The organism is Streptomyces albireticuli (assembly GCF_021228125.1).
Taxonomy (GTDB): domain Bacteria; phylum Actinomycetota; class Actinomycetes; order Streptomycetales; family Streptomycetaceae; genus Streptomyces; species Streptomyces albireticuli.
On record NZ_JAJQQS010000014.1, the window covers coordinates 178,486 to 203,645 of the forward strand.

The window sequence follows — 25,160 nt, forward strand, 5'->3', positions numbered from 1 at the left end:
CCCGTGCCGGACCGGGCGGACGAAGCGAAGGAAGGGCTCGCCACGGCGCTGGCCCAGGACGGTGACCTCGGGGCGCTGCACGCCCTGCGCTGGGCGCTGGTCTGGTCGGCGCGGGTGATGGGCCGGCTGCCGGACGGGGTCCCGGCGGAGGGGCCGGACGCGGCCGAGGAGGCGGAACGCGGGGAGCGGGGAGGCGGGTTGCCGGTGCGGGCGGGCCGACCGCACACGACGGCTCCGCGAGAGGCCGAAGGCTCGGCGGACCCCCGTGCGAGCCGGCTGCCGGAGGGCCCGGGGAAGGCCGGGGAGCCGACCGGGCCCCGTGGGCGCCCGCGCCGCTCGGCAGCCCCCACGGCGCCGGAGGCGGGGCCGGCGTCGTGCCGCTCCTCGACGGAGACCTCGGACGCCCCCGGGGAGCCCGCCCGGCCCGCAAGGCAGTCCGCGCGTTGTCTCGAAGCCGTGTTCCTGCTCGACGACGCGCTCACCGAGGCCGGGGGCGTGTCGCGGGCGGCCGGGCGGCTGCTGGCGGCGGCCCGGCCGGGGCCGGCCGCCGAGGCGTACCTGCGGGAGAGGGAGGCCGAGCTCGACGAGGTGAAGGGGCGTACGGCCGCCGCCCGCGCTGACTTCGACAGCCTCGCCGAGGCCGAGGAGGAGCTCCGCCGCCGGCTTGCGGAGCACGCGGCGCTGCGGGAGCGCGTCGCCGAACTCCGCCGCTTGGAGCGGCTGGTCGAGGCCCTCGACGCGCTCGACGGTCAGCACGCCGCTGTCGAGGAACGGCTGGCCTTCCTGCGGGCCCGCGTCGACGGGGCGGAGGAGACGATGGCGGAGGACAGCGCGGAACTGCTGCGGCTCACCCGGGACCAGCTGACGCTCCTCTCCCCCCGGGCCCGTACGGCACTGGAGCGCGCCGCGGCCGCTCAGGCGGAACTCGCCTCCGCGGAGGGCGAGCTGGCGGGGTCGGAGAAGCGGCTCGCCGCGGTGTCCGCCCGCCTGGCGGAGGTGGGCGTCCTGCGCCGGGAGCGGCTGTCCTCCCTGTCCGCCCGTACACGGGCCGACAGGGAGCTGGCAGACGCGCTGGCGTCGCTGCCGGAGCTCTGGAAGGGCTCGTCCGGGGGTGGGGACGGCACGGCTCCGGATCGGGCCCGCGCGCTCCTCGACGGGATCGAGGAGCGGCTGCGGGACGTGGAGGCGGCGCTGCGGCGGACGCTGGACGAGGAGGAGAGCGCGCCGGTGCCCGGCCGGACGGTCCTCGACTGGCGCGACGGGGGGCCGGCCGGGGCCGCGGCGCGGTGACGTCGCGGACGGAACGCCCGGCCGGGGCGGCGGCGCGGAGGGCTCCCGGACAGAACGCCCGACCGAAGCCACGACGCGGGGGCTCCCGGACGGAACGTCCAACCGAAACCACGACGCGGGGGCTCCCGGACGGAACGTCCAACCGAAACCACGACGCGGGAACCGCTCGGACGGAACGCCCGACCGGGGCCACCGCGCAGTGGGCTCATCAGACGCAACGTCCGGCCGAGACTACGACGCGGTGGACTCCCGGACGGGCACACCCGGCCGCCGCACCTCAGCGCACGAGCAGTTCCGCCTCGTCCGCCAGGGCCTCCAGGTCCTCGGCGATGCCCTTCGAGATCTCCTGGGCGAGCCGCTGCCCGCCGTCCTCCAGGAACCGCTCCCCGAACGCGCGGGCCAGCGCGGCCTCCTGGGCGGCGGCCTCCCGCTGGAGTTTCGCGACCATCCTGGCCTCGCCGCCGACCTTGCGCGCCATCGGCGGGATGTTCGCCTCCCTCGCCTTGGCGAGCGCCCGCTCCTTGCCCTCGCTGAGGCCCGCCCACAGCAGGGCGAAGGCTACGATCACGGCGAACGGCCCGGTCGCGGCGATGATGGCGGTACCGGCGCCGAAGAGCGTCGTCGCGACGATGCCCGCGACCACCACGTTGACGACCGAGGCGATGTTGTCCAGCACCTCGGTGGCGGCCGCGGCGTCGACGGGGACGTCCAGCCTCCCCTCGCTCACCCGCACGGCGGGCAGGGCCATGGCCGACGGTTCGAGGTGCCGGCGGCGGCAGATGGGCCGGGTCAGCTCCTCGAGGTCCGGGCGCAGGGCGTTCTGCCAGGTGGCGATCGCCTCCTGGAGCCGGGTGTTGGCCGGGTCGGTGAGCTCGGCGTGCAGCGCCCGGGAGATCCCGGCGGCCATCTCGTCCAGCGTGGTGATCTGCCCGGCGCGCCAGCGCCTGAAGGCCGGGATCACATGCCGTTCCGTCATCCCGTCGGCGACCGCCTCGCCCAGCTTCTCGGCGAGCCCCGGCAGCCGGTCCGCCACCAGGGAGCCGACGCGGTCGCTGTCCAGGAGGCCGCGGATGTCCGCGCGGAACCCCGCCGCCCGGATGCTCATACGGCCCGCCAGGGCGAGCCCGCGGGCGATGGCCACCTCCGGCTCCGTGCCCAGGAACACCCGGTCCGCGCCGAAGGCCTCGCGGGTCTGTTCCAGGACGAAGTGCATCCGGGAGGCGCCTCCGGTGAGCAGTACGGCGTCCGGCGGACCGGCGAGTCCCGCCGCCGCGCCACCGAGGGCGTCCCCGTACGCCTGCCGCCAGGAGCGGCCGTCGAGGCTGGGCTGCGGGGTGTCCAGCACGGCGGCCATGTCCCCGGCCGTCAGCTCGATATGGAAGTAGAGGCTTCCGCCGCGGGCCTTGACCGGGTATACGGTGCCGACCGTCGCCTCGGGGTCGGTGGCGAACTTGCCGCGATCGGTGCGGAAGAAGGTCTCCTTCACCTCCCTGCACTTCAGTTCGAGTACGAGCCGGATGGAGCGGTCCTCCTGGAGCAGTTCCCGCAGCGCCTCGCCCTGCGGGTTGCGGTCCAGCTGCTGTTCCAGGATCGTGCGGTCGATCAGCCCGGCGCCCAGCGGGAGTCCGGTGTCGAGGGGCGGGCCCGTGCGGTGGCCCAGGACGGTGGTGAAGTCGGTGGTCGACGAGCCCAGGTCCACGACCAGCACCGCGCCGGCGAGCCGCCCCGGATCGATCTCCACCTCGCCCGACTCACGGGCGTAGAGCAGGGCGGCCCTCGACTCGGGGACCACGTCCACGCCCGGGAGCCCCGCCGCCCGCAGCAGTTCCGCGTACTCCCCGCGCAGTTCCCTGTTCCAGCCGGAGGGCGCCCCGAAGACCCAGCGCACCGGGCGGCGGCCGCCCTTCAGGTCCTGGTCCCGCTCGACGGCGTCCTCGGAGACCTTCCGTACGAAGAGGGTCGTCGGCCGGCGCACCTCCTCGCGGGTGAGCTCGGGCGACTTGAAGGCCAGTTGGAGCCCGGTGGCCCCGTTGTCCATGGCCGCCCGGCCGACCAGCACGCCCCGCGTGGGGTGTTCGGCGACCATGGTGACGTGCTGCCTGCCGCCGCCGGTGGCGCCGAGGTCCATGACGGCGGGCTCCGAGTCCTTGTCGGCGTACGCCTTCGCGAGCGCGGTCTCGCCGTGCCCGAGGTCGAATCCGACGATCACGGTTCCTGAGCTGTCAGTCATCGTCCCGTTCCGTTCCTTGCTCGTGTCCCCCGGCGGGGAACGGTTTCCTTGCGGGCCCCCTCACCTCCCCCGGACGCAGCACCCGGCCGTCGGCGGCCACCAGGGCGGGCCGGGACGTCACGAAGTTCCGCTCCTCGGGGTCCGGGTGGACGACGAAGGAGAACAGGGAGTCGTTCGTGCCGTCGAAGTCGACGACCGCGATGTCGTGCCGGAGCGCGAGGTCCTTGCGGAGCCTGTCGATGTGGCGCAGGGCCAGTTCGCCGTCCCGCTCGGCGTGCGCGGACAGCAGGTCGCGCAGCAGGTCGAGCACGTCGCGGTCCTCCGACCAGCGCAGCGGTACGCGCTCGGGCGCGGGCGGCTCGGCCTCCGCGAGCAGCCGGTCGGCCGCTTCCGCGGCGGCCTGGAGCTGGTCGAGGAGCGTGGGGGTGTGCACGGTGGGCCGGGGCGGCCGGGTCCGTTCCTCCCGGTGGTCCTCGTCGCCGAGGCCCAGCGGGAGCAGGCGCAGCAGCGGGGTGAGCGGGGACGAGGACCGCTGGGGCGGCCGGGCCCCGGTGGTGGTGGCGGCGGGCGCGCGGACGGCGGCGAGGGTGCCCAGGGACACGGCGCGCAGGAGGTCCACGGCGGCGGCGAGCTGGCGCCGCGAGTTCGGTGTGCCCTCCCGGTCCTCGCCGGGCGCGGCCGCCGAGGCCGGGTCGAGGCGCTCCAGGGCGGCGCGCAGGGCGGCGGTGGCGTGCTCGGTCGTGGCGTGGTCCTCCAGGCGTATGTCGAGCTGCGGCCGCTGCCGCTTGAAGGCCGTCGCCAGGATGTCTCGGCTCACGGCGCCCTCCTTGTGGATACCGGTGTGCGGGTCGTGGACGAGGTGGTGGGTGAGGTGGCGTCAGAGGGGTTCGGGAAGCCGCCAGGCCCGTACGAGCCCGTCGGCGGAGGCGCTCAGCAGGTGGCCGGCGGGGGTGACGGACAGTCCGCGCACGGCGGCGGTGTGGAGGCCGACGGCCGTGCCGCGCGACCCCGGCCGTGCCGCCGCCCGGCCGGCCGGCCAGACGCGGATCGCACCCGACTCGTCGCAGGCGGCGAGCAGGCCGCGCGGGCCGAACGTCAGGCGCCGCACGGCGCCGGTGTGTCCGGGGAGTTCGTCGGGGGCGGTGCGGCGGCGCAGGTCGTGGACGTGGACGCGGCCGTCGGCGCAGCCGACGGCGAGGAGCCGGTCGTCGGCGTCGAGGGCGAGTCCGGTGACGGAGGATCCGGTGGTCAGGCGGCCGAGGCGGTGGCCGGAGACGGCGTCCCTCAGTTCCACCCCGGCGGCGCCGCCGACGGCCAGGATCCGCCCGTCCGAGGTGACTTCGAGGGCGGTGGCGGCCGACCAGCCGACCTTCAGCGGGTAGACCGTGCCGTCGGGGGCGCCCAGCAGGCGGGAGGGGTCCGAGCGGCGCAGCAGCCCGTCGTCGCCGAGGCTGAACACCGCGCCCGCGCGGAGGCGTACGGCGTTGACCCAGCCCTCGTGCCAGGCGAGGGCGCGGGACCGCCCGGACCCGCCGAACGACCAGAGCCGGACCGCGCCGTCACTGCCGCCCGTCACCAGCGCCCTGAGGCCGGGCGCGAGGTCCAGGGCGGTGACCCGGCCGGTGTGCAGGGCGCGGGCGGCGAGCGGTTCGGCGGCGCCCGGGGCCCAGACCGCGGCCGAGCCGTCGGGGCAGCCCACGGCGAGGTGTGTGACCGCCGGTTCCGGGCCGGGGCCGCAGGCGAGGGCGGAGAGTCCGGGCGCGTGGCGCAGCACCTGCCGCGGGGGCCGGGCGGGGTCCGGCGGGATCCGTACGGCCACGGCGTCCGGGTACCGGCGGCGAAGCGCGCCGAGGGCACGCTCGGGTACGGGCCAGCCGGGCAGCCCGCACGCCAGGACGGCCGGCGCGGGGCCGGGGGACGGAGGGCCGGCCGGGGCCGAGGCGGGGTACGGCGCGTCGGGCGAGGACGCTCCGGGGGGCGGAGGGTCGGGCGGGGACCCTTCGGGGCGCGGCGCGCCGGGGTGTCGCCCGTCGGGCGGCTCATCCGGGCACAGCGCGTCCGGCAGCATCACGTCGGGGCGTCGCGGATCCGTCAGGGCCCGTTCGGGTGCGTGGGTGGCGCCGGTGGCCGGGGGTGGCCGGTCGGCGATGCCGCCGGCGAGGAGGAAGCGTGCGGCGTCCGGGTCCGTGGGCAGGGCGGGCAGCAGCGACGTCCAGGGCCAGGAGGTGGTCTCCGCCCGCTCGTACAGGTCGCCGTCGTCGGCGCGGGTGAATCCGACGGTGGTGAGGCCGTCGGCCGTGATCTCGACGGCCAGGGCCTCGGCGGCCTCACGCGGGTGGGGCTCGCGGAGGTGGGCCTCGACCGCCTCCCGGAGGGTGCGGGCGGGTGCCTCCTCCCGCCAGGGGCCGCGCAGCGCCTCCGCCGCCTCGCCGGGGCGCGGCGGCCCGTTCCTGACGAGGCGCTGGAGGCGGGCGTACAGCGCGGCGTCGCCGTGCCACGGGTGGCCGGCCGCGCGGGCGGCCGCGGTGAGGTCGTACCGCCGCCGGGCGGTGGCGAGCCGGTTATCGAAGGCGCGCAGGAGCTCCTCGGTGAGGGGGCCGAGCACGGGGTCCGCGCGCAGGGGCCAGCGGCAGTCGGGGCACGCGGCGGGCCCGTCCTCCTCGGCGACGGCGGCGCCGCACACCGGGCAGCCGGTGCCGGTGGACGCGTCGACGGCGGGGGCGGCGGGCGGTGCGCCGTTGCCCGCGCCGGCACACCTGGCGGCGGCGGAGGCTCCGGCGTGCCGCCCGTGCCCCTCCGCGGCGGGCGCGTCGGCACGCGCGGGCGCCCGGTCAGCCGTCGGCATCGGGAACGTCCTCCGGGGCGAAGGCGAGCGTCTCGCCGGGTGCCGCCGGGGTGTGCCCGAGGCGGCGGGCGAGGCGTGCCTCCATGTGTTCCAGCAGGACGCGTACGGCCCTGCCGTTGCCGAAGTCGGCGGGGTGCGCGGCGCGTTCGCGCTCCAGCCGCCCCAGGGCCCGGCCGGCGGCGGGGCCGGGCAGTGCGTAGCCCTGCTCGGCGGCCGCGCGGCGGAGGATCTCCACCAGTTCCGGCCCGGTGTAGGCGGGGAAGGTGACACGCTCGGTGAACCGGGAGCGCAGGCCGGGGTTGCGGGCGAGGAAGCCGTCCATCTCGGCGGGGTAGCCGGCGGCCACGACGACGAGGCGGCCGCGGTGCTCGTCCATCTCCCGGGTCAGGGTGTCGACGGCCTCGGTGCCGAAGTCGCCGCCGGGCCCGCCCCGGGAGAGGCTGTACGCCTCGTCGACGAAGAGGACGCCGTCGAGCGCCGACCGTACGGCCCGCTGGGTCCGGGTGGCGGTCTGGCCCTGGTACCCGGCCACGAGCTCGGCCCGGGTGACCTCGATCAGGTGGCCGCGCGCGAGCAGGCCGAGCGTGTGCAGGACGCGGCCCGTCAGCCGGGCGACGGTCGTCTTGCCCGTGCCGGGCGGGCCGACGAAGAGCATGTGGGGCGGCGGGAAGCCGCCGGTGCCCTGGTGCCGCCGGAGCCGGAGCCGGTCCACGAGGTCGCGGATCAGTTCCTTGACGGGGACGAGGCCGATGAGTCCGTCGAGCTCGGCGAGGGCCTCCTCGACGGTGGCCACGGGCCGCCCCGGGTGGGCGCGGCAGCGTTCGGGCACGTCCTCGGGCGTGAGGGGTTCGCCGACGACGGCCCGTACCCGCCGGGCCCAGCGGGACTTCATCTCGTCGGCGAGGTCGCGCATGGCCCGGCCGTTGCCGAAGTCGGCGCCGCGCGTGGCGTGCATGCCCTCGGTGACGTCCCGGAGCGTGTCCTCCAGCGCGGGGGGCCAGCGCAGCCCGAGGGCGCCCAGCCGGCCGAGCAGGATGGCGTGGAGCTCGGACGGCGTGTAGTCGGGGAAGTGGATGACGTTGGCGGCGGGGAAGCGGCCGCGCAGCCCGGGGTTGGAGGCCAGGAACTCCTCCATCCGGGCGGGGTAGCCGGCGACGATCAGGACGAACCGGCCGCGGTCGTTCTCCATGCGGCTCAGCAGGGCGTCGATCGCCTCCTGGCCGTAGCCCCGTTCCCGGTCGCTCAGCCGGTACGCCTCGTCGACGAAGAGGACGCCGTCGAGGGCGCGGTCCACGGCCTCGTTGGTCCTGATCGCCGTCTGGCCCATGAACCCGCCCACCAGGTCGGGGACCTCGGCCTCGATCAGGTGCCCGCGGCGGAGGAGGCCCTGGTCGCGGTAGATCTCGCCGACCAGGCGGGCGACGGTGGTCTTGCCCGTGCCGGGGTTTCCGGTGAAGACCAGGTGCGGGGAGGACGGTTCGGCGTCCCCGAGGTGTCCCAGGGCCCGCAGCCCGGCGTCCGCCGCGACGGTCCACCGCAGCCGTTCCAGGTGTTCCTTGACGGGCCCGAGGCCCACCATCGCGGCGAGGCGCTCGGACACCCCGCGGGTGTCCTCGCGGCCGCCGGCGATCCATTCCCGGCGGCGGAGCTCGGCGAGGCTCAGCGGCACGGCTCGCGGGGGCCGCGCCAGGCCGCGGAGCCGGGCCTGCCAGCCGCTGAGGGCCACGGGCATCGCGGCCATGGCCCGGACGAGGGAGGGCAGTTCGCCCCAGTCCTCGACGCGCAGCCCCTCCCGGACGCGCAGCAGGTGCACGAGGCGCTCCACCTCGGCCGCGTGCGGGTGGCCGACGCGGGCCGTGCTGCGGCCGGTGGGGCGCCGCATCTGGTCGTGCAGATAGCTCTCCAGGCGGGGCACGCTGCGCAGGTCGGCGACGAAGTCGGCCACCTCCTGGAGGCTGTGCTTGCGGAACACCAGGACGCAGAGGTTGCGGTCGTCGCCCTGCTCGACCCAGTCGGCGAGGGCTCCGGCGAGGCGGCGGCCGGCGCGGTCGTAGCGCAGGGACTCCTCGGCGTGGCCGAGGACCACCGCCGTCCGGTGGTCCGTCTGCCGCATGAAGTGGTCGAGCATCATGACCCGGTGCTCGTCGGTCAGCGTGGCGGGCGCGGCGGTCCTGGGGTCCTCGGACGCACCCGGGCCGCCGGGGTCCGGGGCGCGCAGGATCCGGTCTCCCAGCGGGCCGCGGAGCTCGGGGCGCATCCGGCCCGCCGGTACGGGCGGGCGCCGGCGCGGCCGGGACAGGTCACGGGAGACGGGGTCCCTGAAGTACAGCGGCCGGGAGAGGGAGCTGAAGACGACGCGGGCGTACCCGGCGTCGCGCAGCAGGGTCCACAGCAGTTCCTCGACGCCGCGGCGCCGGTGGTCGTGGCCGACGAAGACGTCGTCGAGGCCCTGTCCGTGCAGGATGAACAGGGGGTCGCCGGCGGGCATCGCCAGCCCGGCCAGCCGTTCGGCCGAGGGGCCGTACCGGGACGACCGCGGTGGTGCCATGGCGGGCCTCCGCCGGCTCAGGTGTCGGTGGCGGCGCGGGGCAGCGCCCGCCGGAGGGCGTCGAAGTCGCGGTAGGCCGGGTCGGGTTCGCCGTCCTCGGCCTCGGGGTCGGAGGCGGCGATGCCCCGGTCCCGCAGCCCCCGCGCCACCTCGTGGCCGCGGGTGGTCAGCTCGTCCCGGGCGGTGGTGTCCCGGTCGTAGGACAGGACGCGCAGGACGGCGGTGCCGCCGCCGGTGCCCGCCGGGGCGACCTCGACGACGATCTCGTTGCCGTTCCGGTGGACGAGCTTGGCGAAGAACGCCTCCCGCTGGTCGTCCCCGGAGTACGTGCCGTCCGTCAGCTCGTACCCGGTGATCTCCTCCAGTGTGCCGACGACGGAGCCGGCGAGGTTGACCCTCATCTGGGACTCCTGCCGGCGCCGCCCGGCCCGCTCCACGGTCTCCGCGAGCCGCTGTTCGAGCTCGGGGACGCGGTGCTCCAGGATGTCGCGGAGCTCACCGGTGTCCGGGGGCCGTTCCTCGTCGCCGACGCGCTCCTGGAGCCGGGCGGTCTCCGCGCGGAGCCGGGTCAGTTCGCCGCCGGACCAGTACTCGACGTCGAGCACGGCGTCGGTGGGCTCCTCGCCCTCGGCTTCCCGCACGTCCTGGACGGCGTTGACCTTGATCAGGTGCTGTACGTGGAGGAGGAGTTCGCCCGCGCGGACCCGGTCGCGGCGGCGCTCGCGGTCGTGCCGCTCCAGCTCCTGGAGGAGGTCGCTCAGCCCCTGGTAGACGCTCTGGGCGGTGGCGAGGGCGGCGTCGGAGCGGCCTCGCCCGAGGGTTTCCGCGGCCCGGTCCAGTTGCTCGGCCAGGCTGTCCGTGCGGCGGGCGTGGGGGTGTACGTCCGCGGGGAAGGCCGTGTGGACGAGCAGGTGCATGGCCCGGGCGTCGGATATCGCCTCGTGGGCGAGGGCGGCCGCGCGCTCGCGGTCCAGGACCAGTTCGCCGACCTCCTCGGCCAGCCGTCCCACCTCCCGGCGGCGCTCCCGGCGCTCGGCGGCGATCTCCTCCTGGAGCCGGTGTTCCTGCTCCGCGAGGTCCTCGGCGGTCTCCCGGCGGAGCTCGCCGGCGGTGGCGCGGAGCTCCTCGGCCATGCGCCGGGCCTGCGCGCGCAGCCGTTCCTGGGTCCGGCTCTCCAGTTCGCGGGCCCGGTCGCTCAGTCCCTGGACGGCCTGTTCGACGGTGCGCTGCCGTTCCTCGACGACGCCGAACACCCGCTCCAGGTCGGCGTGCGTCCGGCGGCGGATGTCGTCCAGCATGCCGGGCAGGGCGCGCTGGACGTCCTTCAGCCGGGCCGCCTGGCGGCGCGTCCGGAACCACTCGGACTCGTCGACCTGGATGCGCTTCCGGCCGCTCACGGGGTGCTCCAGGCCGTGGCCCGGCCGGACCGGTCGACGGCGGTGTCGAAGACGGTGAGGAGGTCCGGGGGCGGGACGCCGATGAGGAACGCCTCGCGGCCGCCGACGGCGATCTCGGCGGTGCGGTGCCGGTTCTCGAAGTCGTAGCCGCTGCCGGAGAGCCGGCCGGTGAGGTGGTGCACCCGCTGGTTGGCGCTGCCGCGCAGCCCCCGGCCGTCGTCGCGCCCCTGGACGTAGGGGCCGTCGACGAGGACGTCCACCTCGGCGAGCAGCCGGGGGACGCCGGGCGTGGGCGGGTGCGCCCGGAGCCGCTCCAGCCGGTGGCCGGTGAAGCAGACGACGGAGAGGCCGGGGCGCGCCCGTCGCGCGAGGCGGGCCACCTCCGCCAGGCCGCCGGCCTGTTGCATGGGTTCGCCGCCGGAGAAGGTGAGACCGTCGACCGCCGGGTCGGCGAGGAGTTCCGCGCTCAGTTCGGCGGGGGTGGCGGGGCGGGCCGGCGCGGTGGGGATCCAGTCCGGGGACATGCAGCCGGGGCAGCTGAAGGGGCAGCCCTGGACCCAGACGACGGACCGCCAGCCGGGCCCGAGGTCGGCGGTGCCGACCCAGGTCGCCGCGACGTTGAGCGGTGCGTCCACCGGGAGCGGCGCGCCCACCGGGAGCGGGACGTCCACCGGAAGCGGGACGTCCGCCACGAGCGTGGTGTCCGCCGAGGTCCTACGCCCGGGCGCGCGCCGTCGCCGCACAGCGGAGTCGACCGTTTCTCGTACCCTGTCCACTGAGTCCCCCGTAAATGAGCCCCGGCTCGTTCGACGAGCATTTTCGGGCTCCTCAGAATCCACCTGGCCAGAGGGGCGGTCAAGGGGCGCGGAGCAGAATGGTGCACGCCCCTTGAAATCCTTTCACGCCTGTCGCCACCCACCCCTGGGCCCCCAGGGGAATACGGGGTCGGGGACGGGACCGTACGCCCCCGCCGACCCCTCCCCCACAGGCCACCGGCTTTCCCCCACAAGGGATTTGCGGCATCCGCGCCGGAGCCCCGTCCGGAAAGCGCGTCACCGTCGGCGGAATCCTCATTACCGATTTCCCGCGGCACTTCCGGAACGCTCATCGCATCAGCAGTTCAGATGGCGGTAATTGCCTCTTGAACCCAATTGTCCCCGCGTGCTTCACTGAACCGCCTCGTGTCCCTAAGGCGCCCAAGGTGAGACCAGAGCGGCACGGCCGACGGCCGGGCCGCACAGCTGCGGACGCGGAGCCGGTGAGCGGATGGCGGGCATTCGGGTGGAGCACGACGGAGCACCGCTGCACGGCACGGTGCGGCTCGACGGCGGGAGGCACGCGTTCGCGCACTCGCTGGCGTGCGCGGCGCTGTGCGACCGGGGCAGGCTGACCGAGGCGCCCGACCATGTGGACGCGCGGGCGCTGCGGGCCGCGCTGGCCCTGGTCTTCTCCCATGTGCGGTACGACCGCGTGGCCCGCGAGCTGACGTTCTCGGGGCCGGCGCGCCGGGACCGGGTGGTCGTCTCCAGGGCCCTGGCCGAGCGTTCCCGCAATCTCTTCTGCCTGCTGCCCGCCCTGCTCGCGCGGGCGGCGGAGGTGGTCGTGGAGGGGGCGCCGCAGGGCTGCTGGGCCGGGGCGCGCCCGGCCGACCGCCTTCTCCCGGTGCTCGCCCGGTTCGGGGTGCGGGCCCGGTTCGCCGGGACCACGACGGTCCTCTCCTGGCCCCGCCGGGTGCCCGCGCGGGTGGAGTTCGGGCGTCCGACGGCGGCGGGCACCGTCCTCGCGCTCGCCGCCGCGGCCGCGACGCCCGGGCGCAGCACCGTCCTCGGCGCCTCGGTGGAGCCGTCCTGCGGGGAGCAGCTGGCCTGTCTGCGGGCCATGGGAGGGCGCGTCGTGGGCGAGCCGCCCGGTGTGGAGGTCGAGGGGGCCGACGGGTACGCGCGGGTCGGCTGGGCGATCGCGCCCGACCGGGTGCACGCGGTCACGTATCTGACGGCGGGCCTCCTCACCCGGGGCGAGGTGACGGTGACCGGCTCCGGCCCGTTGCGCGTCCCCCGCTTCGTGGAGTTCCTCCGGGACGCCGGTGCCCGGGTCACCGAGCGGTCGCACAGCCTGACGGCCGGGTTCCCGGCGGCCGGGTCCCTGCGCCCGGTCCGGGTGACGGCGGGCCCCGAGCCGGGGTTCAGCGCCGGCTGGGCGGGTTTCGCGGCGCTGCTGCTGGCGATGCGGGCGAGCGGCGGGAGCGTGGTCGGCGGTGAGGTGCCGGCCCGGCGGTTCGACTACGCCGGGAACCTCGCGCCGCTCGGGCTGGACGGGCTGCGGCTGCGGACGGAGGAGCGGGACGGGCGGCCGGTGGCCTTCGCCGACATCCGGCCGAACAGCAGGGCGGCTCTGCGGGGTGGCGACCTGGGCGCGTGCGCGGACATCCGGGGCAGCGCGGCGCTGCTGCTCGCGGCCCTGACGGCGGAGGGGCCGTGCGTCCTGCGGGACGACTTCCCGCTGCGGCGCGGCTACACCGATCTTCCGCGCGGCCTGACCGCGCTGGGCGTGAAGTGGATCGGGGACGCGACATGAGAGGGGGCGCGACACGGGGCGGCGGCATGAACGGAGCCGTGGATACCGATGACCGCTGAACGGACGGTGCGCGCCCCGGAACTCCCGCGGAACGCCCCGGAACTCCCGTAAAACAAAGAAAACCCCGGACCGCGTTGACGGTCGGGGTATTTCCTTGTGTACATTGGATGTTTCCATGTCTTGCGTGAACACAGGCCATGGAGAAGCTTTATGGGGCCATCATATCCGGGCGGGAGTCGAATTGTCAAACACCGAGGTATCCAACAAGGAAATGCGGCAGGAGCAGGAATTCATCGACCTGCTCCACGAACGCCTCGACGAACTGCGCGCGGGGGCCGAGGCCGCGGTGCGGGCCGCCCTCGCACCGGGCGGTACCACCTTCCAGGCCCGGCTGGAGCGCGATGTGCTGGTGGCCGAGCAGTCCGGGCTGCTCGCCGCGTTCGACGCCGGGGAGAACGGGCTCTGCTTCGGCCGGCTGGCCTTCCGGGACGGCCGCGACCACCACATCGGCCGCATCGGCATCCGGTGTGACGACGCCGACCGCACCCCGCTGGTCCTGGACTGGCGGGCCGAGGTCGCGCGCCCCTTCTACCTCGCCACCGGGCACACTCCCATGGGGCTGCGCCGCAGGCGTCACATCAGCACCGAGGGCCGCAGGGTCACGGCGCTGCACGACGAGATCCTGGACCTCACCGACAGCGACCGCACCGGGCACGAGGGCGCCGACGCCGACGCCGTGCTGCTCGCCGCGCTGGACTCGGCCCGCACCGGCCGCATGCACGACATCGTGCGGACCATCCAGGCCGAGCAGGACCGGATCATCCGCGCCCCGCACCACGGCGTGCTCGTCGTGGAGGGCGGGCCCGGCACCGGGAAGACCGTCGTCGCCCTGCACCGGGCCGCGTATCTGCTGTACGCGCACCGGGAGCAGCTGGCCCGGCGGGCCGTGCTGATCGTCGGGCCCAACCCCGCGTTCCTCGGCTACATCGGCGAGGTGCTGCCCTCGCTCGGCGAGACGGGTGTCCTGCTCGCCACGCCCGGCGAACTGTTCCCCGGTGTGACGGCCACGGGGACCGACACCCCCTCGGCCGCGGCCGTCAAGGGCGGCACGGCGATGGCCGCGGCCCTGGCCCGCTTCGTCGAGGACCGGCAGACCCTCCCGGAGCCCGCGCGCGTCATCGACCACGAGGACGGCGAGCTGCTGCTGGACGCGCCCATGGCGGCCGAGGCGCGCCGCCGGGCCCGGGACACCCGGCTCCCGCACAACCTCGCCCGCCCCTACTTCGCCTTCCACGTCATCGACGCCCTCACCGCCCAGCTGGCCGACCGGCTCGGCGCGGACCCGTACGGCGGGCCGAACTTCCTCGGCCCCGACGACCTCGCCCAGCTCGGCAAGGCGGTCGCGGTGAGCCGGGAGGTACACGCCGCGATCGACGAGCTGTGGCCCGCCCTCACCCCGCAGCGGCTGGTCGCGGACTTCCTCGCCGAGCCCGTCCACCTCCCGGAGGCCGACGCGGCCGCGATCCGGCGCGCGGGCGGCGCGTGGACGCCGGCCGACGTGCCGCTGCTGGACGAGGCCGCCGAACTGCTCGGCGAGGACGACTTGGCGGCCCGCGCCAGGGCCGAGGCCGAGCGGCAGGAGCGGATCCGGTACGCGCAGGGCGTACTGGACCTCTCCTACGGGTCCCGCACCCAGGAGTTCGAGGACAAGGAGGACGACGACTCGGAGGTGCTGGCCGCGCACGACCTGGTCGACGCGGAGCGGCTCGCCGACCGGCACGAGGAGGCCGACCACCGCAGCGCCGCCGAGCGCGCCGCGGCCGACCGCACCTGGGCCTTCGGGCACATCATCGTGGACGAGGCGCAGGAGCTGTCCCCGATGGCGTGGCGGCTGCTGATGCGCCGCTGCCCGACGCGGTCGATGACGCTGGTCGGCGACCCGGCGCAGACCTCCGAGCCGGGCGGCTGCGGCGCCTGGGGCCCGGTCCTGGAGCCGTACGTCGGCGACCGCTGGGAACACATCAGGCTCGGCGTCAACTACCGCACACCGGCCCGGATCATGGAGCTCGCGGCGGGGGTGCTCCGGTCGGCGGACCCCTCGTTCGTACCGCCGCGCTCGGTGCGCGAGACGGACGCCCTCCCCTGGACGGAGCGCGCGGAGGACCTGCCGCGCGCGGTCGCCGGCGCGGTCGCGCGCGAGCTCCACGCGGAGGGCCGCCTCGCGGTGATCGCCCCCGGCGCCCTCCACCCCGCCCTCGTCCCCGCCCTCCCCGCCGCCTCCACCGGCCCGGTCCCCGATCTGACCAGCCCGGTCGTCCTGCTCGACCCCCGGCAGGCGAAGGGCCTGGAGTTCGACACGGTGATCGTGGTGGAACCGGCGGAGTTCGGCCTGAGCGACCTCTACGTCGCGCTGACGCGGGCGACCCAGCGGCTGGGGGTCGTGCACACGGGGACACTGCCCCCGGGGCTGGACGAGTCCGCGGGCGCGCCGTCGGCGGGCGGGGGCGCGCCCCTGGGGCAGGCTTCCGCCGGAGGGACGCGGGCGGTGTGACGTCCGGCCCCTTCGGCGAAGATCCGGCCCGTCCTACCGGCAGAAGGCCGGGCTCGGCGTCCCTCCGTGAGAGGAGCGTGGCCCGGCTCTTTCCGGGGCAGGGGCCGCCCCTCCGGACCCCGGCCCGCCGGCGACGGAAGACCCCGGGAAAGGGCTGAGTGGCGGCGAACCCCCCTCCGCGCCCCGCCGGTCGTTGTACGTTCCCTCCATGCTCGCGCGTCCCGGAACCGTCGCGCCGCCCGGATGGAGCCGCTGGCTCGTCCCGCCCGCCGCGCTGTCCATCCACCTCGCCATCGGCCAGGCGTACGCCTGGAGCGTGTTCAAGCCGCCGCTGGAGTCGGCGCTGGGCCTGTCGGGCACGGCGTCGGCGCTGCCGTTCCAGGTGGCGATCGTGATGCTCGGGCTCTCGGCGGCGTTCGGCGGCACGCTGGTGGAGCGGAACGGGCCGCGGTGGGCGATGGCCGTGTCGGCGGTCTGCTTCTCCTCCGGGTTCCTGGTGGCCGCGCTCGGGGCGGCGACGCGTCAGTACTGGCTCGTCGTCCTCGGGTACGGCTTCATCGGGGGCGTCGGCCTGGGCATCGGGTACATCTCGCCGGTGTCCACACTCATCAAGTGGTTCCCCGACCGCCCGGGCATGGCGACCGGCATCGCCATCATGGGCTTCGGCGGCGGCGCCCTCATCGCGTCACCGTGGTCGGCCGGGCTGCTCGACGCGTTCGGCCGGGGCACGCCGGGCATCGCGCGGACGTTCCTGGTCATGGGTGCCGCGTACGCGGTCTTCATGACGCCGGGCGTCCTGCTCGTCCGGGTGCCGCCCGACGGCCGTCGGGTGGACGGCGGCGGGGCGGACGGGCCGCGCCCGCCCGTCGCCGGCGCGCGGGTGTCGGCCCGAAGCGCCCTGCGCACCTCGCAGTTCTGGTGCCTGTGGGTGGTCCTGTGCACGAACGTCACGGCGGGCATCGGTATCCTGGAGAAGGCCGCGCCGATGATCACGGACTTCTTCGCCGGCACCTCCTCGCCCGTCGGTGCCGCGGCGGCCGCGGGGTTCGTCGGCATGCTCTCGCTGGCCAACATGCTGGGCCGGATCGTCTGGTCCTCCGCCTCCGACCTGGCCGGGCGGAAGAACGTCTACCGCCTCTACCTCGGCGCCGGCGCGCTGATGTATCTGGTGATCGCCCTGGTCGGCGACGCCTCCAAGGCCGTGTTCATCACCTGCGCGGCCGTCATCCTCTCCTTCTACGGTGGCGGTTTCGCCACCGTCCCGGCCTATCTCAAGGACCTCTTCGGTACGTACCAGGTGGGCGCCGTCCACGGGCGGCTGCTGACCGCGTGGTCGACCGCGGGGATCCTCGGGCCGCTGATCGTCAACGCCGTCGCCGACGCGGGGAAGTCCGCGGGCCGGAGCGGCGCGGACCTGTACACCACGTCGTTCTTCGTCATGATCGGGCTGCTGACCGTGGGCTTCGTCGCCAACGAGCTGGTGCGGCCCGTGCACCCGCGCCACCACGAACCGCCACCGCCGGAGGAGGAACCGGCCGCCGTGCCGGAGAAGGGGGCGGCGCCGTGAGGGGCTCGCGCAAGGCGCTGCTGGTGTTCTGCTGGCTGTGGGTGGGGGCGCCCTTCGGGTACGGCGTGTACGAGCTCGTCCTCAGGCTGAGGCAGTTGTTCACCGGCTGAGCCCCCGCGCGCCACCCGGTCACACCGCCGCGGGCACCGGCCGGTACTCGGGGAGGAGTGAGGACGGCCCGGGGCTCCGCGCGGGGCTCGGTCGGCTCCCTTCCGGGTTGCCGGCCGGTGTCGAGCGCCTGGACGGGCCGCGTTCAGCCCGTCCGGCGCTTGAGGACGAATTCGGGAAGGGGCGGGGTGGGGAAGAAAGCCCCCCGGCCCCCCTACCGGTGCCCGAACACCGGCGGCCGCTTCTCGACGAAGGCCCCCATCCCCTCCTTCTGGTCCGCGACGGCGAACACCGCGTGGAACAGCCGCCTCTCGAACCGCACGCCCTCCGCCAGCGTCGTCTCGAAGGCCCGGTTCACGGCCTCCTTCGCCATCATCGCGACCGGCGCCGACATCCCGGCCACGGTCTCCGCGACCGCGAGGGCCTCTCCGAGGAGTTCGGCGGCCGGGACGACGCGGGAGACGAGCCCGGCGCGTTCGGCCTCGGCCGCGTCCATCGTGCGGCCGGTCAGACAGAGCTCCATCGCCTTGGCCTTGCCGACGGCGCGGGTCAGCCTCTGCGAGCCGCCGATGCCCGGGATGACGCCCAGCTTGATCTCCGGCTGACCGAAGACCGCGGTGTCGGAGGCCAGCAGGATGTCGCAGAGCATCGCGAGTTCGCAGCCGCCGCCCAGGGCGTAGCCGGAGACGGCGGCGACGGTCGGGGTGCGGAGCGCGCCCAGCCGGTCCCAGGCGGTGAACCAGTCGGTGAGGTACATGTCCATGTAGCTCCGCGGCCGCATCTCCTTGATGTCGGCGCCGGCCGCGAAGGCCTTCTCCGAGCCGGTGAGGACGATACAGCCGATCCCGGGGTCCCGGTCGAGCTCCTCCGTCGCCGCGACGACCTCGTTCATGACCTGGAGGTTGAGGGCGTTGAGGGCCTTGGGGCGGTTGAGGGTGACAAGAGCCGTGCGGCCCTTGCGTTCGACGAGGACGGTCTCGTACGTCATGGCGTGCTGGTTCCGTTCTGCTCGGCGGTCGGTGCCGACCGTTCCCTGATGGCCCGGACGATCCCGGAGAAGTCCTGCGCGGCGCCCGCGCCCTCGGCGAACGCCGCGTACATCTCGGCGGCCCGCAGGCCGAGTTCCGCGTCGACGCCGCCGGCCCGGGCCGCGGCGGCGGCGAGGCCGAGGTCCTTGGCCATCAGCGGGGCCGCGAAGCCGGGCCGGTAGTCGCGGCCGGCGGGGCTGCCCGGTACGGGGCCGGGGACGGGGCAGTTGACGGAGAGGGCCCAGCACTGCCCGGAGGAGGTGGCGGCCACGTCGTACAGGGCCTGGTGGGACAGGCCGAGGCTCTCGCCGAGGACGAACGCCTCGCTGACCGCGATCATCGAGATGCCGAGGATCATGTTGTTGCAGATCTTCGCGGCCTGTCCGGCGCCCGGCGCCCCGCAGTGCACGGCCTTCCCGCCCATCGCGGACAGCAGCGGCGCGGCCCGGGCGAACTCGGCCTCGCCGCCGCCCGCCATGAAGGTCAGGGTGGCGGCCTCGGCGCCCGTCACACCGCCGGAGACGGGCGCGTCCAGGGCCTGGTGGCCGGCCGCGGCGGCGGCTTCGTGCGCGGCGCGGGCGTCGGCGACGTCGATGGTGGAGCAGTCGACGAAGAGCGTGCCGGGCCGGGCCGCCGCGAGCAGCCCCTCGTCCCGGTAGAGGGCGAGGACGTGCCGCCCGGCGGGCAGCATGGTGATCACCACGTCGGCCCCGGCGGCGGTGGCGGCCGCCGAGGCGGCGGGCTCGACCCCGGTGCGGGCGGCCGCCGCGAGGGACCCGGCCGACAGGTCGTACCCGAGGACGCGGTGGCCCGCCGCGACGAGGTGGGCGGCCATCGGGCCGCCCATGCGCCCGAGGCCGACGAACCCGACGGTGAGGGTCTCCGGGGCCGGGCTCACCACGGCGCCTCCTGCCCGGATCCGTCGGCGGCGAGGGAGAGTTCCCGCGCGCCGAGCGGGGCGAAGAAGCGTGCCACGTCCGCGTCCGTGACCCCGGCGAGGGTGGCGGGCGACCAGCGGGGGTCGCGGTCCTTGTCGACGACCTGGGCGCGGATGCCCTCGACCAGGTCGGGCGAGGACAGGGCCGCGCAGGAGACGCGGTACTCCTGCTCCAGGACGCGCTCCAGCGGGCCGAGGTCGCGGGCCCGGCGCAGGGCGGCCAGGGTGACCTTCAGCGAGGTGGGGGACTTGGCGAGGATCGTGCCGGCGGCCTCCTTCGCGGCGGTCGCGCCGTGGTCGAGGAGCCGCTCGACGATCTCCTCGACCGTGTCGGCCGCGTAGCAGTGGTCGATCCACTCCCGGTGCCCGTCCAGTTCGCCCTCCGGTGCCTCGCGGACGTAGCGGGACAGGACGTCGGGCACGGGCTCGGTGGCGAGGGCGGCGAGGAGTCCGGGGAGTCCGTCCGAGGGGACGAAGTGGTCGGCCAGCCCGCACAGCAGGGCGTCCCGGGCGCCGACCGACGCCCCGGTGAGGCCCAGGTGGGTGCCGAGCTCGCCGGGCGCGAGGGTGAGCAGATAGGTGCCGCCGACGTCCGGGACGAAGCCGATGCCGGTCTCGGGCATGGCGACCTTGGAGCGCTCGGTGACGATCCGGACGCTGCCGTGGGCCGAGACGCCCACTCCCCCGCCCATCACGATGCCGTCCATGGCGGCGACGTACGGCTTGGGGTAGCGGGCGATACGGGCGTTGAGGCGGTACTCGTCGTACCAGAAGGCCGCCGTCGCCGTGCCGTCGCCGTCCCGCGCGTCCGCGTGGATGGAGCGGATGTCGCCGCCGGCGCACAGGCCCCGTTCGCCCGCGCCGCTGATGACCACGGTCTCGACGGCGGGGTCGTGCTCCCAGGCGGTGAGGGCCTCGTCGACGCGGCGCACCATGTCGTGGCTGAGGGCGTTGAGGGCCTTGGGGCGGTTGAGGGTGAGGTAGCCGGTGTGCCCCTCAGTGCGCACGAGGACGGGATCGTCCCCCGTTCCCGACGTGATCGGCGTGGCCGGTGTGATCGGCGTGGTCGGGGTCATCGGCGGGCTCCGGTCAGTCCTCGGGCCACGATCAGACGCATGATCTCGTTGGTTCCTTCCAGGATCTGATGGACCCGGAGGTCCCGGACGATCTTCTCGATACCGTATTCGCTGAGGTAGCCGTAGCCGCCGTGGAGTTGGAGGGCGCGGTCGGCTACGGAGTAGCCGGTGTCGGTGGCGAAGTGCTTGGCCATGGCGCACAGCTGGGCGGCCTGGGGGTCGTCCCGGTCCAGGGCCTCCGCGGCCTGGCGGACGAGCGCGCGGGCGGCGGCCAGTTCGGTCGCCATGTCGGCGAGCCGGAACCGGAGCGCCTGCGCGTCGAGGAGCGGGGCGCCGAACGCCTCCCGGTCCGCGAGATGGGTCAGGCTGCGCTGCAGGGCGCTCTGGGCGCCGCCGAGGGAGCAGGCGGCGATGCCGAGCCGGCCGCCGTCGAGGCCGCTCATGGCGATGCGGAAGCCGTCGCCCTCGGCGCCGAGCCGGCGGTCGGCCGGGACGCGCACGCCGTCCAGGATCACCTGGCGGGTGGGCTGGGCGTTCCAGCCCATCTTCTTCTCGTCGGGGCCGAAGGACAGGCCGGGGTCGTCCCGTTCGACGACGAAGGCGGAGATCCCGCCGGGCCCGTCACGGCCGGTACGGGCCATGACGACGTACACCCGGGAGGTGCCGGCACCGGAGATGAACTGTTTGACGCCGGTGAGGACGTAGTGGTCGCCGACGCGCTCGGCGCGGGTGCGCAGGGCGGCGGCGTCGGAGCCGGCCCCGGGCTCGGTGAGGCAGTAGCTGCCCAGGGACTCCATCGAGCACAGGCCGGGCAGCCAGCGGGCGCGCTGGGCGGCGTCGCCGTACCGGTCGATCATCCAGGCGACCATGTTGTGGATGGAGAAGTAGCCGGCGAGGGAGGGGCAGCCGGTGGCGAGGGCGGCGAAGACGAGGACGCCGTCGGAGCGGGTCAGCCCGGAGCCGCCCTCGTCCTCCCGTACGTAGACGCCGCCCAGGCCGAGCCCGGCGCCCTTGCGCAGGACGTCGAGGGGGAAGTGCTTCTGCTGGTCCCAGGCCACGGCGTACGGGGCGAGGTGTTCCCGGGCGAAGCCGAGCGTGGTCTCGACGAGCGCGGTCTGGTCCTCGGTGAGCGAGGTGGTGGTCACGGCCGTCGTCCCATCGTCGGAAGAGTGAAGCTCGCGCCCTCCTTGACCCCGGAGGGCCGGCGCGGCGAGTGGACGTCGATGCCGCCGCCCGCGTTGTCGGTGAACTCCCCCTTCAGCAGGTGCGGGATCCCGGCGGCGAATTCCACGACCTCCGGGCCGCGCTGGAGGTCGCCGAGCGCGCCGGGGACCGTCTTGACGTGCCTTGCGCCGATGAGATGAGTCGGTTCACGGACCATGGAAGCCTGCTCTCGTCAGGGGTATTCCGGGGATGGCCGGCCGGACGGCGACGGGCGCGCGGGTGCGCCGGGGCGCCGGAAGAAGACCTGTGGGCGCGGAGGACCGCGAACCGTCAGGGCGCGGGCGGGGCCGCTCGCCGGTCCGGATCACATGGGCCGTGGGAACATACGGGTGCCATGCGTGTCAGCTCCATCCTCGTGGACAACACGGAACACCCACGGCCGGTATCCTGACTCCCGGATCATCGCGCGCCGCCCGCCTTCCCGACATCTCGCTCGTCAGTGGCGTGTGTACGGCGACGCACTCCCCGGTCACAGTGGCGGGACCGTGCCGGATTCGCACCGGCTTCCCTGCACCGCGGGCTCTGGCCACGAACATATAGTTGGACGTCCTACTAAGTCCAGGGCCTCCCGGCCACACCCCGACTCCGGCCCGGCCCCGAGCCGTCCGCACATCGCGGTCGAAGCCTTCGCAAGGCGCGCGGCGGGACCTTCGCAACATTGGCGGAACGGGCGGCGAAGTTTCGCGGAACTTGGCAAGGATCCACGGTTGTTGGCACTCAGTGCCGCTGTCAGAGTCGTTGTGCGGCCCGCAGTGTCGGCGCCGAGCAGAGTCCTCACACGCGGAACCGGGAGACGTCATGACGCGGTCAGGGAAGACGACGGCCGAGGAACTCACACGGCGGTGGACGACGGACCCCCGCTGGGCGGGCGTCGAGCGGACGTACGGCGCCGAGGAGGTCGTCCGGCTCTCCGGCAGCGTCCGCGAGGAGCACACCCTCGCCCGGCGCGGCGCCGAGCGGCTGTGGCGGCAGTTGCACGAGCGGGACTACGTCCACGCGCTGGGCGCGCTCACCGGCGGCCAGGCCGTCCAGCAGGTCAGGGCCGGGCTCCAGGCGATCTACCTCTCCGGCTGGCAGGTCGCCGCCGACGCCAACCAGGCCGGGCACACCTACCCCGACCAGAGCCTCTATCCGGTCAACTCGGTGCCCACCGTGGTCCGCCGGATCAACAACGCCCTGCTGCGCGCCGACCAGATAGCCACCGCCGAGGGCGGCACGGACACCACCGACTGGCTCGCGCCGATCGTCGCCGACGCCGAGGCCGGCTTCGGCGGGCCGCTCAACGTCTTCGAGCTCACCAAGGCGATGATCGCCGCCGGCGCCGCGGGCATCCACTACGAGGACCAGCTCGCCTCCGAGAAGAAGTGCGGCCACCTCGGCGGCAAGGTCCTCGTCCCCACCGCACAGCACGTCCGAACCCTCAACGCCGCCCGCCTCGCCGCCGACATCGCCGACGTCCCCACGATCATCGTGGCCCGTACCGACGCGCTCGCGGCCAGCCTCCTGACCAGCGACGTCGACGAGCGCGACGCCCGCTTCTGCACCGGCGAGCGCACCGCCGAGGGCTTCTACCGGGTCGAGAACGGCATGGCCCCGGTCATCGCCCGCGGCCTCGCCTACGCTCCCTACGCCGACCTCATCTGGGTGGAGACCGGCACCCCCGACCTGGCACAGGCCCGCGAGTTCGCCGAGGCGATCCACGCCGAGCACCCCGGCAAGATGCTGGCCTACAACTGCTCGCCGTCCTTCAACTGGCGCGCCGCGCTCGACGACGACCGGATCGCCAAGTTCCAGCGCGAACTGGGCGCGATGGGCTACCGCTTCCAGTTCATCACCCTGGCCGGCTTCCACTCCCTCAACCACGCGATGTTCGACCTGGCACGCGGGTACGCCGAGCACGGCATGACCGCGTACGTCGACCTCCAGGAGCGGGAGTTCGCGGCGCAGGAGCACGGCTTCAGCGCCGTCAAGCACCAGCGCGAGGTGGGGACGGGCTACTTCGACCTGGTGTCGACGGCCCTGAACCCGGCGGCGGAGACGGTGGCGCTGCGCGGCTCGACGGAGGAGGAACAGTTCCACTAGGGCCCGCGTGACGGCTCCCGGCCCGTCGCCGGGCAGGCCACCCCTGGCACGCGGCGCGGCCGACGAGCCGCCGGCCGCCTCACGGGCGGCGGCCGCACCTGCGAGGCGGCGGCCTCAAGAGCCGTCGGACACCGCCCGGCCCCCGGGCACCACCGGCGTGCGGGCCCGAGGCCCGGCCGCGTCGGTCCGGGGCTCCCTCGCTCTGACCCGGGGCTTCCCCGCGCGGCGGGGACTCCGCACCGCTCCCCCAGGAGACAGCATGACCACAGCCACCCACCACATCCAGGTGCCGGCCCCCCGAGAACCCCGCTTCGACGAGGTCCTCACCCCCGCCGCCCTCGACTTCCTCGCCGCCCTCGACACCGCCTTCGCCGGCCGCCGCGCCGACCTGCTCGCCTACTTCGGTGCCTGGCCGCGTGGCAGCGGCGCGGTCGCGCTGTACGGGCTGGTGGAGGACGCGGCCACCGCGGAGATCGCCCGCTGTCAGATCCGGCAGTGGCCGCGGCACGGCGTGATCGACCGCGCGGAGGTGCTCGCGGCGCTCGACGAGGAGACGGCCGCGCTGGCGGCGGAGGACCCCCGGGCACCGGCCGGTCGGGCACGCGACGTCTTCGTCCGTGCGGCCCTCTCCGGGGAACTGCCCGGGTTCTTCACCACCGACGCCTACACCCGTCACCTGGTGCGCCGCCCGGCGGTGCGCTCATGAGCGCGCGCTTCGGCAGGGTCGGGGTGGTGGGCGGCGGTCAGATGGGCGCCGGGATCGCCGAGGTGTGCGCGCGGGCCGGTCTCGACACCGTGCTCTGCGAGACCGACGGCGCCGCGGCCCTGCGGGCGCGCGAGCGCGTCACCCGGTCCCTGGAACGGGCCGTCGAACGCGGCAAGACCGACCGGGCCGCCGCCGAGGACGCGCTGGCCCGGACGGTCTTCACCGGGGACCTCGACGACCTGGCCGACCGTCAGCTCGTCGTGGAGGCCGTCGTCGAGGACGCGGAGACCAAGATCCGTGTCTTCGGCGCCCTCGACAAGATCGTCGAGGATCCGGCGGCGGTGCTCGCCTCCAACACCTCCTCGATCCCCGTGATGCGGCTCGGCATGGCGACCCGGCGCGCCGACCGGGTGCTGGGCCTGCACTTCTTCAACCCGGTGCCCGTGCTGCCGCTCGTGGAGATCGTCACCTCGCTCCACACCGGTGCCGAGGCGGCGGCCCTGGCCGAGGAGTTCGCCACGGCGGCCCTGGGCAAGACGGCGATCCGCTCCCAGGACCGGGCCGGGTTCGTCGTCAACGCGCTGCTCATCCCGTATCTCCTCGCGGCCGTCCGGATGGCGGAGTCCGGCTTCGCCTCCGCCACGGACGTCGACGAGGGCATGGAGCTGGGCTGCGCGCACCCCATGGGGCCGCTCCGGCTGGCCGACCTCATCGGCCTCGACACGGTCGCCGCCATCGCCCAGTCCCTCTACGACGAGTTCAAGGAGCCCCTGTACGCCCCGCCGCCGCTGCTCCGGCGGATGGTCGAGGCCGGGCTGCTCGGACGGAAGTCGGGCCGGGGGTTCCACCGGTACGACAGAGACTGACCGGGGCTGAGGGGCCCCGGTCACCTCCGGGAGGCGGCGGCGCCGAGTCGGCGGCCGCCGCCGCCTTCCGGACCGGCGCCGACGGACCGTCACGTGTCCCAGATCACCATCCGTTGGGTGGACGGGCCTGT

General features: G+C 75.1%; 18 protein-coding genes, 1 pseudogene and 1 riboswitch. Of the genes and pseudogenes, 8 read left to right on the forward strand and 11 right to left on the reverse strand.

Going from position 1 to position 25,160, the window contains the following annotated elements; translation table 11 throughout:
• The first annotated feature begins 3 nt into the window (after nt 1-3).
• The gene (locus tag LUZ64_RS24635) at nt 4-1,290 is read left to right on the forward strand and encodes a hypothetical protein (RefSeq protein WP_095585320.1); all 1,287 of its coding nucleotides are present in this window, start codon (nt 4-6) and stop codon (nt 1,288-1,290) included.
• Nucleotides 1,291-1,567: 277 nt separating this feature from the next.
• On the opposite strand, the gene LUZ64_RS24640 is transcribed toward LUZ64_RS24635, so the two are convergent.
• The 6 genes from LUZ64_RS24640 to LUZ64_RS24665 are packed head-to-tail and all read right to left on the reverse strand — an operon-like array spanning nt 1,568 to nt 11,002.
• Nucleotides 1,568-3,520, reverse strand: coding sequence for an Hsp70 family protein (locus LUZ64_RS24640; protein ID WP_143593483.1), 1,953 nt, complete (start codon nt 3,518-3,520; stop codon nt 1,568-1,570).
• Nucleotides 3,513-4,337 carry a hypothetical protein gene (locus LUZ64_RS24645; protein ID WP_095585322.1) on the reverse strand — a complete coding sequence of 275 codons (825 nt, stop codon included), beginning with the start codon at nt 4,335-4,337 and terminating at the stop codon, nt 3,513-3,515. Before LUZ64_RS24645 ends, LUZ64_RS24640 begins: the two co-directional genes overlap by 8 nt.
• Before the next feature lie 60 nt (nt 4,338-4,397).
• A complete protein-coding gene (locus tag LUZ64_RS24650) occupies nt 4,398-6,365 on the reverse strand; it encodes a WD40 repeat domain-containing protein (RefSeq protein WP_232398756.1) in 1,968 nt (655 codons plus the stop codon).
• Nucleotides 6,352-8,913: an AAA family ATPase gene (locus tag LUZ64_RS24655; protein ID WP_095581686.1), complete on the reverse strand. Its 2,562-nt coding sequence runs from the start codon at nt 8,911-8,913 to the stop codon at nt 6,352-6,354. The genes LUZ64_RS24650 and LUZ64_RS24655 overlap by 14 nt, the downstream gene beginning before the upstream one ends.
• A 17-nt stretch (nt 8,914-8,930) precedes the next feature.
• Nucleotides 8,931-10,310: a coiled-coil domain-containing protein gene (locus LUZ64_RS24660; RefSeq protein WP_095581685.1), complete on the reverse strand. Its 1,380-nt coding sequence runs from the start codon at nt 10,308-10,310 to the stop codon at nt 8,931-8,933.
• Nucleotides 10,307-11,002, reverse strand: a complete 696-nt coding sequence (locus tag LUZ64_RS24665; RefSeq protein WP_372478738.1) for a 4Fe-4S single cluster domain-containing protein — start codon at nt 11,000-11,002, stop codon at nt 10,307-10,309. Before LUZ64_RS24665 ends, LUZ64_RS24660 begins: the two co-directional genes overlap by 4 nt.
• Nucleotides 11,003-11,576: 574 nt before the next feature.
• Between LUZ64_RS24665 and LUZ64_RS24670 the strand changes: the two genes are divergently transcribed.
• The 4 genes from LUZ64_RS24670 to LUZ64_RS38100 all read left to right on the forward strand — a co-directional run bounded on the left by LUZ64_RS24670 (nt 11,577) and on the right by LUZ64_RS38100 (nt 17,112).
• Entirely contained in the window at nt 11,577-12,884 is a 1,308-nt protein-coding gene (locus LUZ64_RS24670) for a carboxyvinyltransferase (RefSeq protein WP_095582754.1), read from the forward strand.
• Nucleotides 12,885-13,155: 271 nt separating this feature from the next.
• Nucleotides 13,156-15,435, forward strand: a complete 2,280-nt coding sequence (locus LUZ64_RS24675) for a HelD family protein (RefSeq protein ID WP_232398779.1) — start codon at nt 13,156-13,158, stop codon at nt 15,433-15,435.
• A 208-nt stretch (nt 15,436-15,643) separates the two neighbouring features.
• On the forward strand, nt 15,644-17,002 hold the full coding sequence (locus LUZ64_RS24680) for an OFA family MFS transporter (RefSeq protein WP_095581999.1): 1,359 nt from the start codon (nt 15,644-15,646) through the stop codon (nt 17,000-17,002).
• Nucleotides 16,999-17,112: an MFS transporter small subunit gene (locus LUZ64_RS38100; protein WP_420877552.1), complete on the forward strand. Its 114-nt coding sequence runs from the start codon at nt 16,999-17,001 to the stop codon at nt 17,110-17,112. Before LUZ64_RS24680 ends, LUZ64_RS38100 begins: the two co-directional genes overlap by 4 nt.
• 212 nt (nt 17,113-17,324) lie before the next feature.
• Here LUZ64_RS38100 and LUZ64_RS24685 read toward each other — a convergent pair whose 3' ends face one another.
• The 5 genes and pseudogenes from LUZ64_RS24685 to LUZ64_RS24705 all read right to left on the reverse strand — a co-directional run.
• Nucleotides 17,325-18,098 carry an enoyl-CoA hydratase gene (locus LUZ64_RS24685; protein WP_095582000.1) on the reverse strand — a complete coding sequence of 258 codons (774 nt, stop codon included), beginning with the start codon at nt 18,096-18,098 and terminating at the stop codon, nt 17,325-17,327.
• Nucleotides 18,095-19,036 (reverse strand): 3-hydroxyisobutyrate dehydrogenase, encoded by a 942-nt coding sequence (gene mmsB / locus LUZ64_RS24690; RefSeq protein WP_170116781.1) that lies wholly within the window; start codon nt 19,034-19,036, stop codon nt 18,095-18,097. Before mmsB ends, LUZ64_RS24685 begins: the two co-directional genes overlap by 4 nt.
• Nucleotides 19,033-20,151 carry an enoyl-CoA hydratase/isomerase family protein gene (locus tag LUZ64_RS24695; RefSeq protein WP_095582001.1) on the reverse strand — a complete coding sequence of 373 codons (1,119 nt, stop codon included), beginning with the start codon at nt 20,149-20,151 and terminating at the stop codon, nt 19,033-19,035. The genes mmsB and LUZ64_RS24695 overlap by 4 nt, the downstream gene beginning before the upstream one ends.
• Nucleotides 20,148-21,296, reverse strand: a complete 1,149-nt coding sequence (locus tag LUZ64_RS24700) for an acyl-CoA dehydrogenase family protein (protein ID WP_095582002.1) — start codon at nt 21,294-21,296, stop codon at nt 20,148-20,150. Before LUZ64_RS24700 ends, LUZ64_RS24695 begins: the two co-directional genes overlap by 4 nt.
• Before the next feature lie 11 nt (nt 21,297-21,307).
• Nucleotides 21,308-21,511, reverse strand: a pseudogene (locus LUZ64_RS24705) (CoA-acylating methylmalonate-semialdehyde dehydrogenase); the annotation flags it as partial.
• A gap of 224 nt (nt 21,512-21,735) precedes the next feature.
• A riboswitch (cobalamin riboswitch) is annotated at nt 21,736-21,921 on the reverse strand.
• 252 nt (nt 21,922-22,173) lie between these two features.
• Here LUZ64_RS24705 and aceA point away from each other — a divergent pair.
• From aceA to LUZ64_RS24720, 3 genes are all read left to right on the forward strand, one after another.
• Nucleotides 22,174-23,457, forward strand: coding sequence for an isocitrate lyase (aceA, locus tag LUZ64_RS24710; protein ID WP_095582003.1), 1,284 nt, complete (start codon nt 22,174-22,176; stop codon nt 23,455-23,457).
• Between the two features lie 259 nt (nt 23,458-23,716).
• Nucleotides 23,717-24,163 carry a hypothetical protein gene (locus tag LUZ64_RS24715; protein ID WP_095582004.1) on the forward strand — a complete coding sequence of 149 codons (447 nt, stop codon included), beginning with the start codon at nt 23,717-23,719 and terminating at the stop codon, nt 24,161-24,163.
• Nucleotides 24,160-25,029: a 3-hydroxybutyryl-CoA dehydrogenase gene (locus LUZ64_RS24720; protein ID WP_095582005.1), complete on the forward strand. Its 870-nt coding sequence runs from the start codon at nt 24,160-24,162 to the stop codon at nt 25,027-25,029. Before LUZ64_RS24715 ends, LUZ64_RS24720 begins: the two co-directional genes overlap by 4 nt.
• The last annotated feature ends 131 nt before the right edge of the window (nt 25,030-25,160 follow it).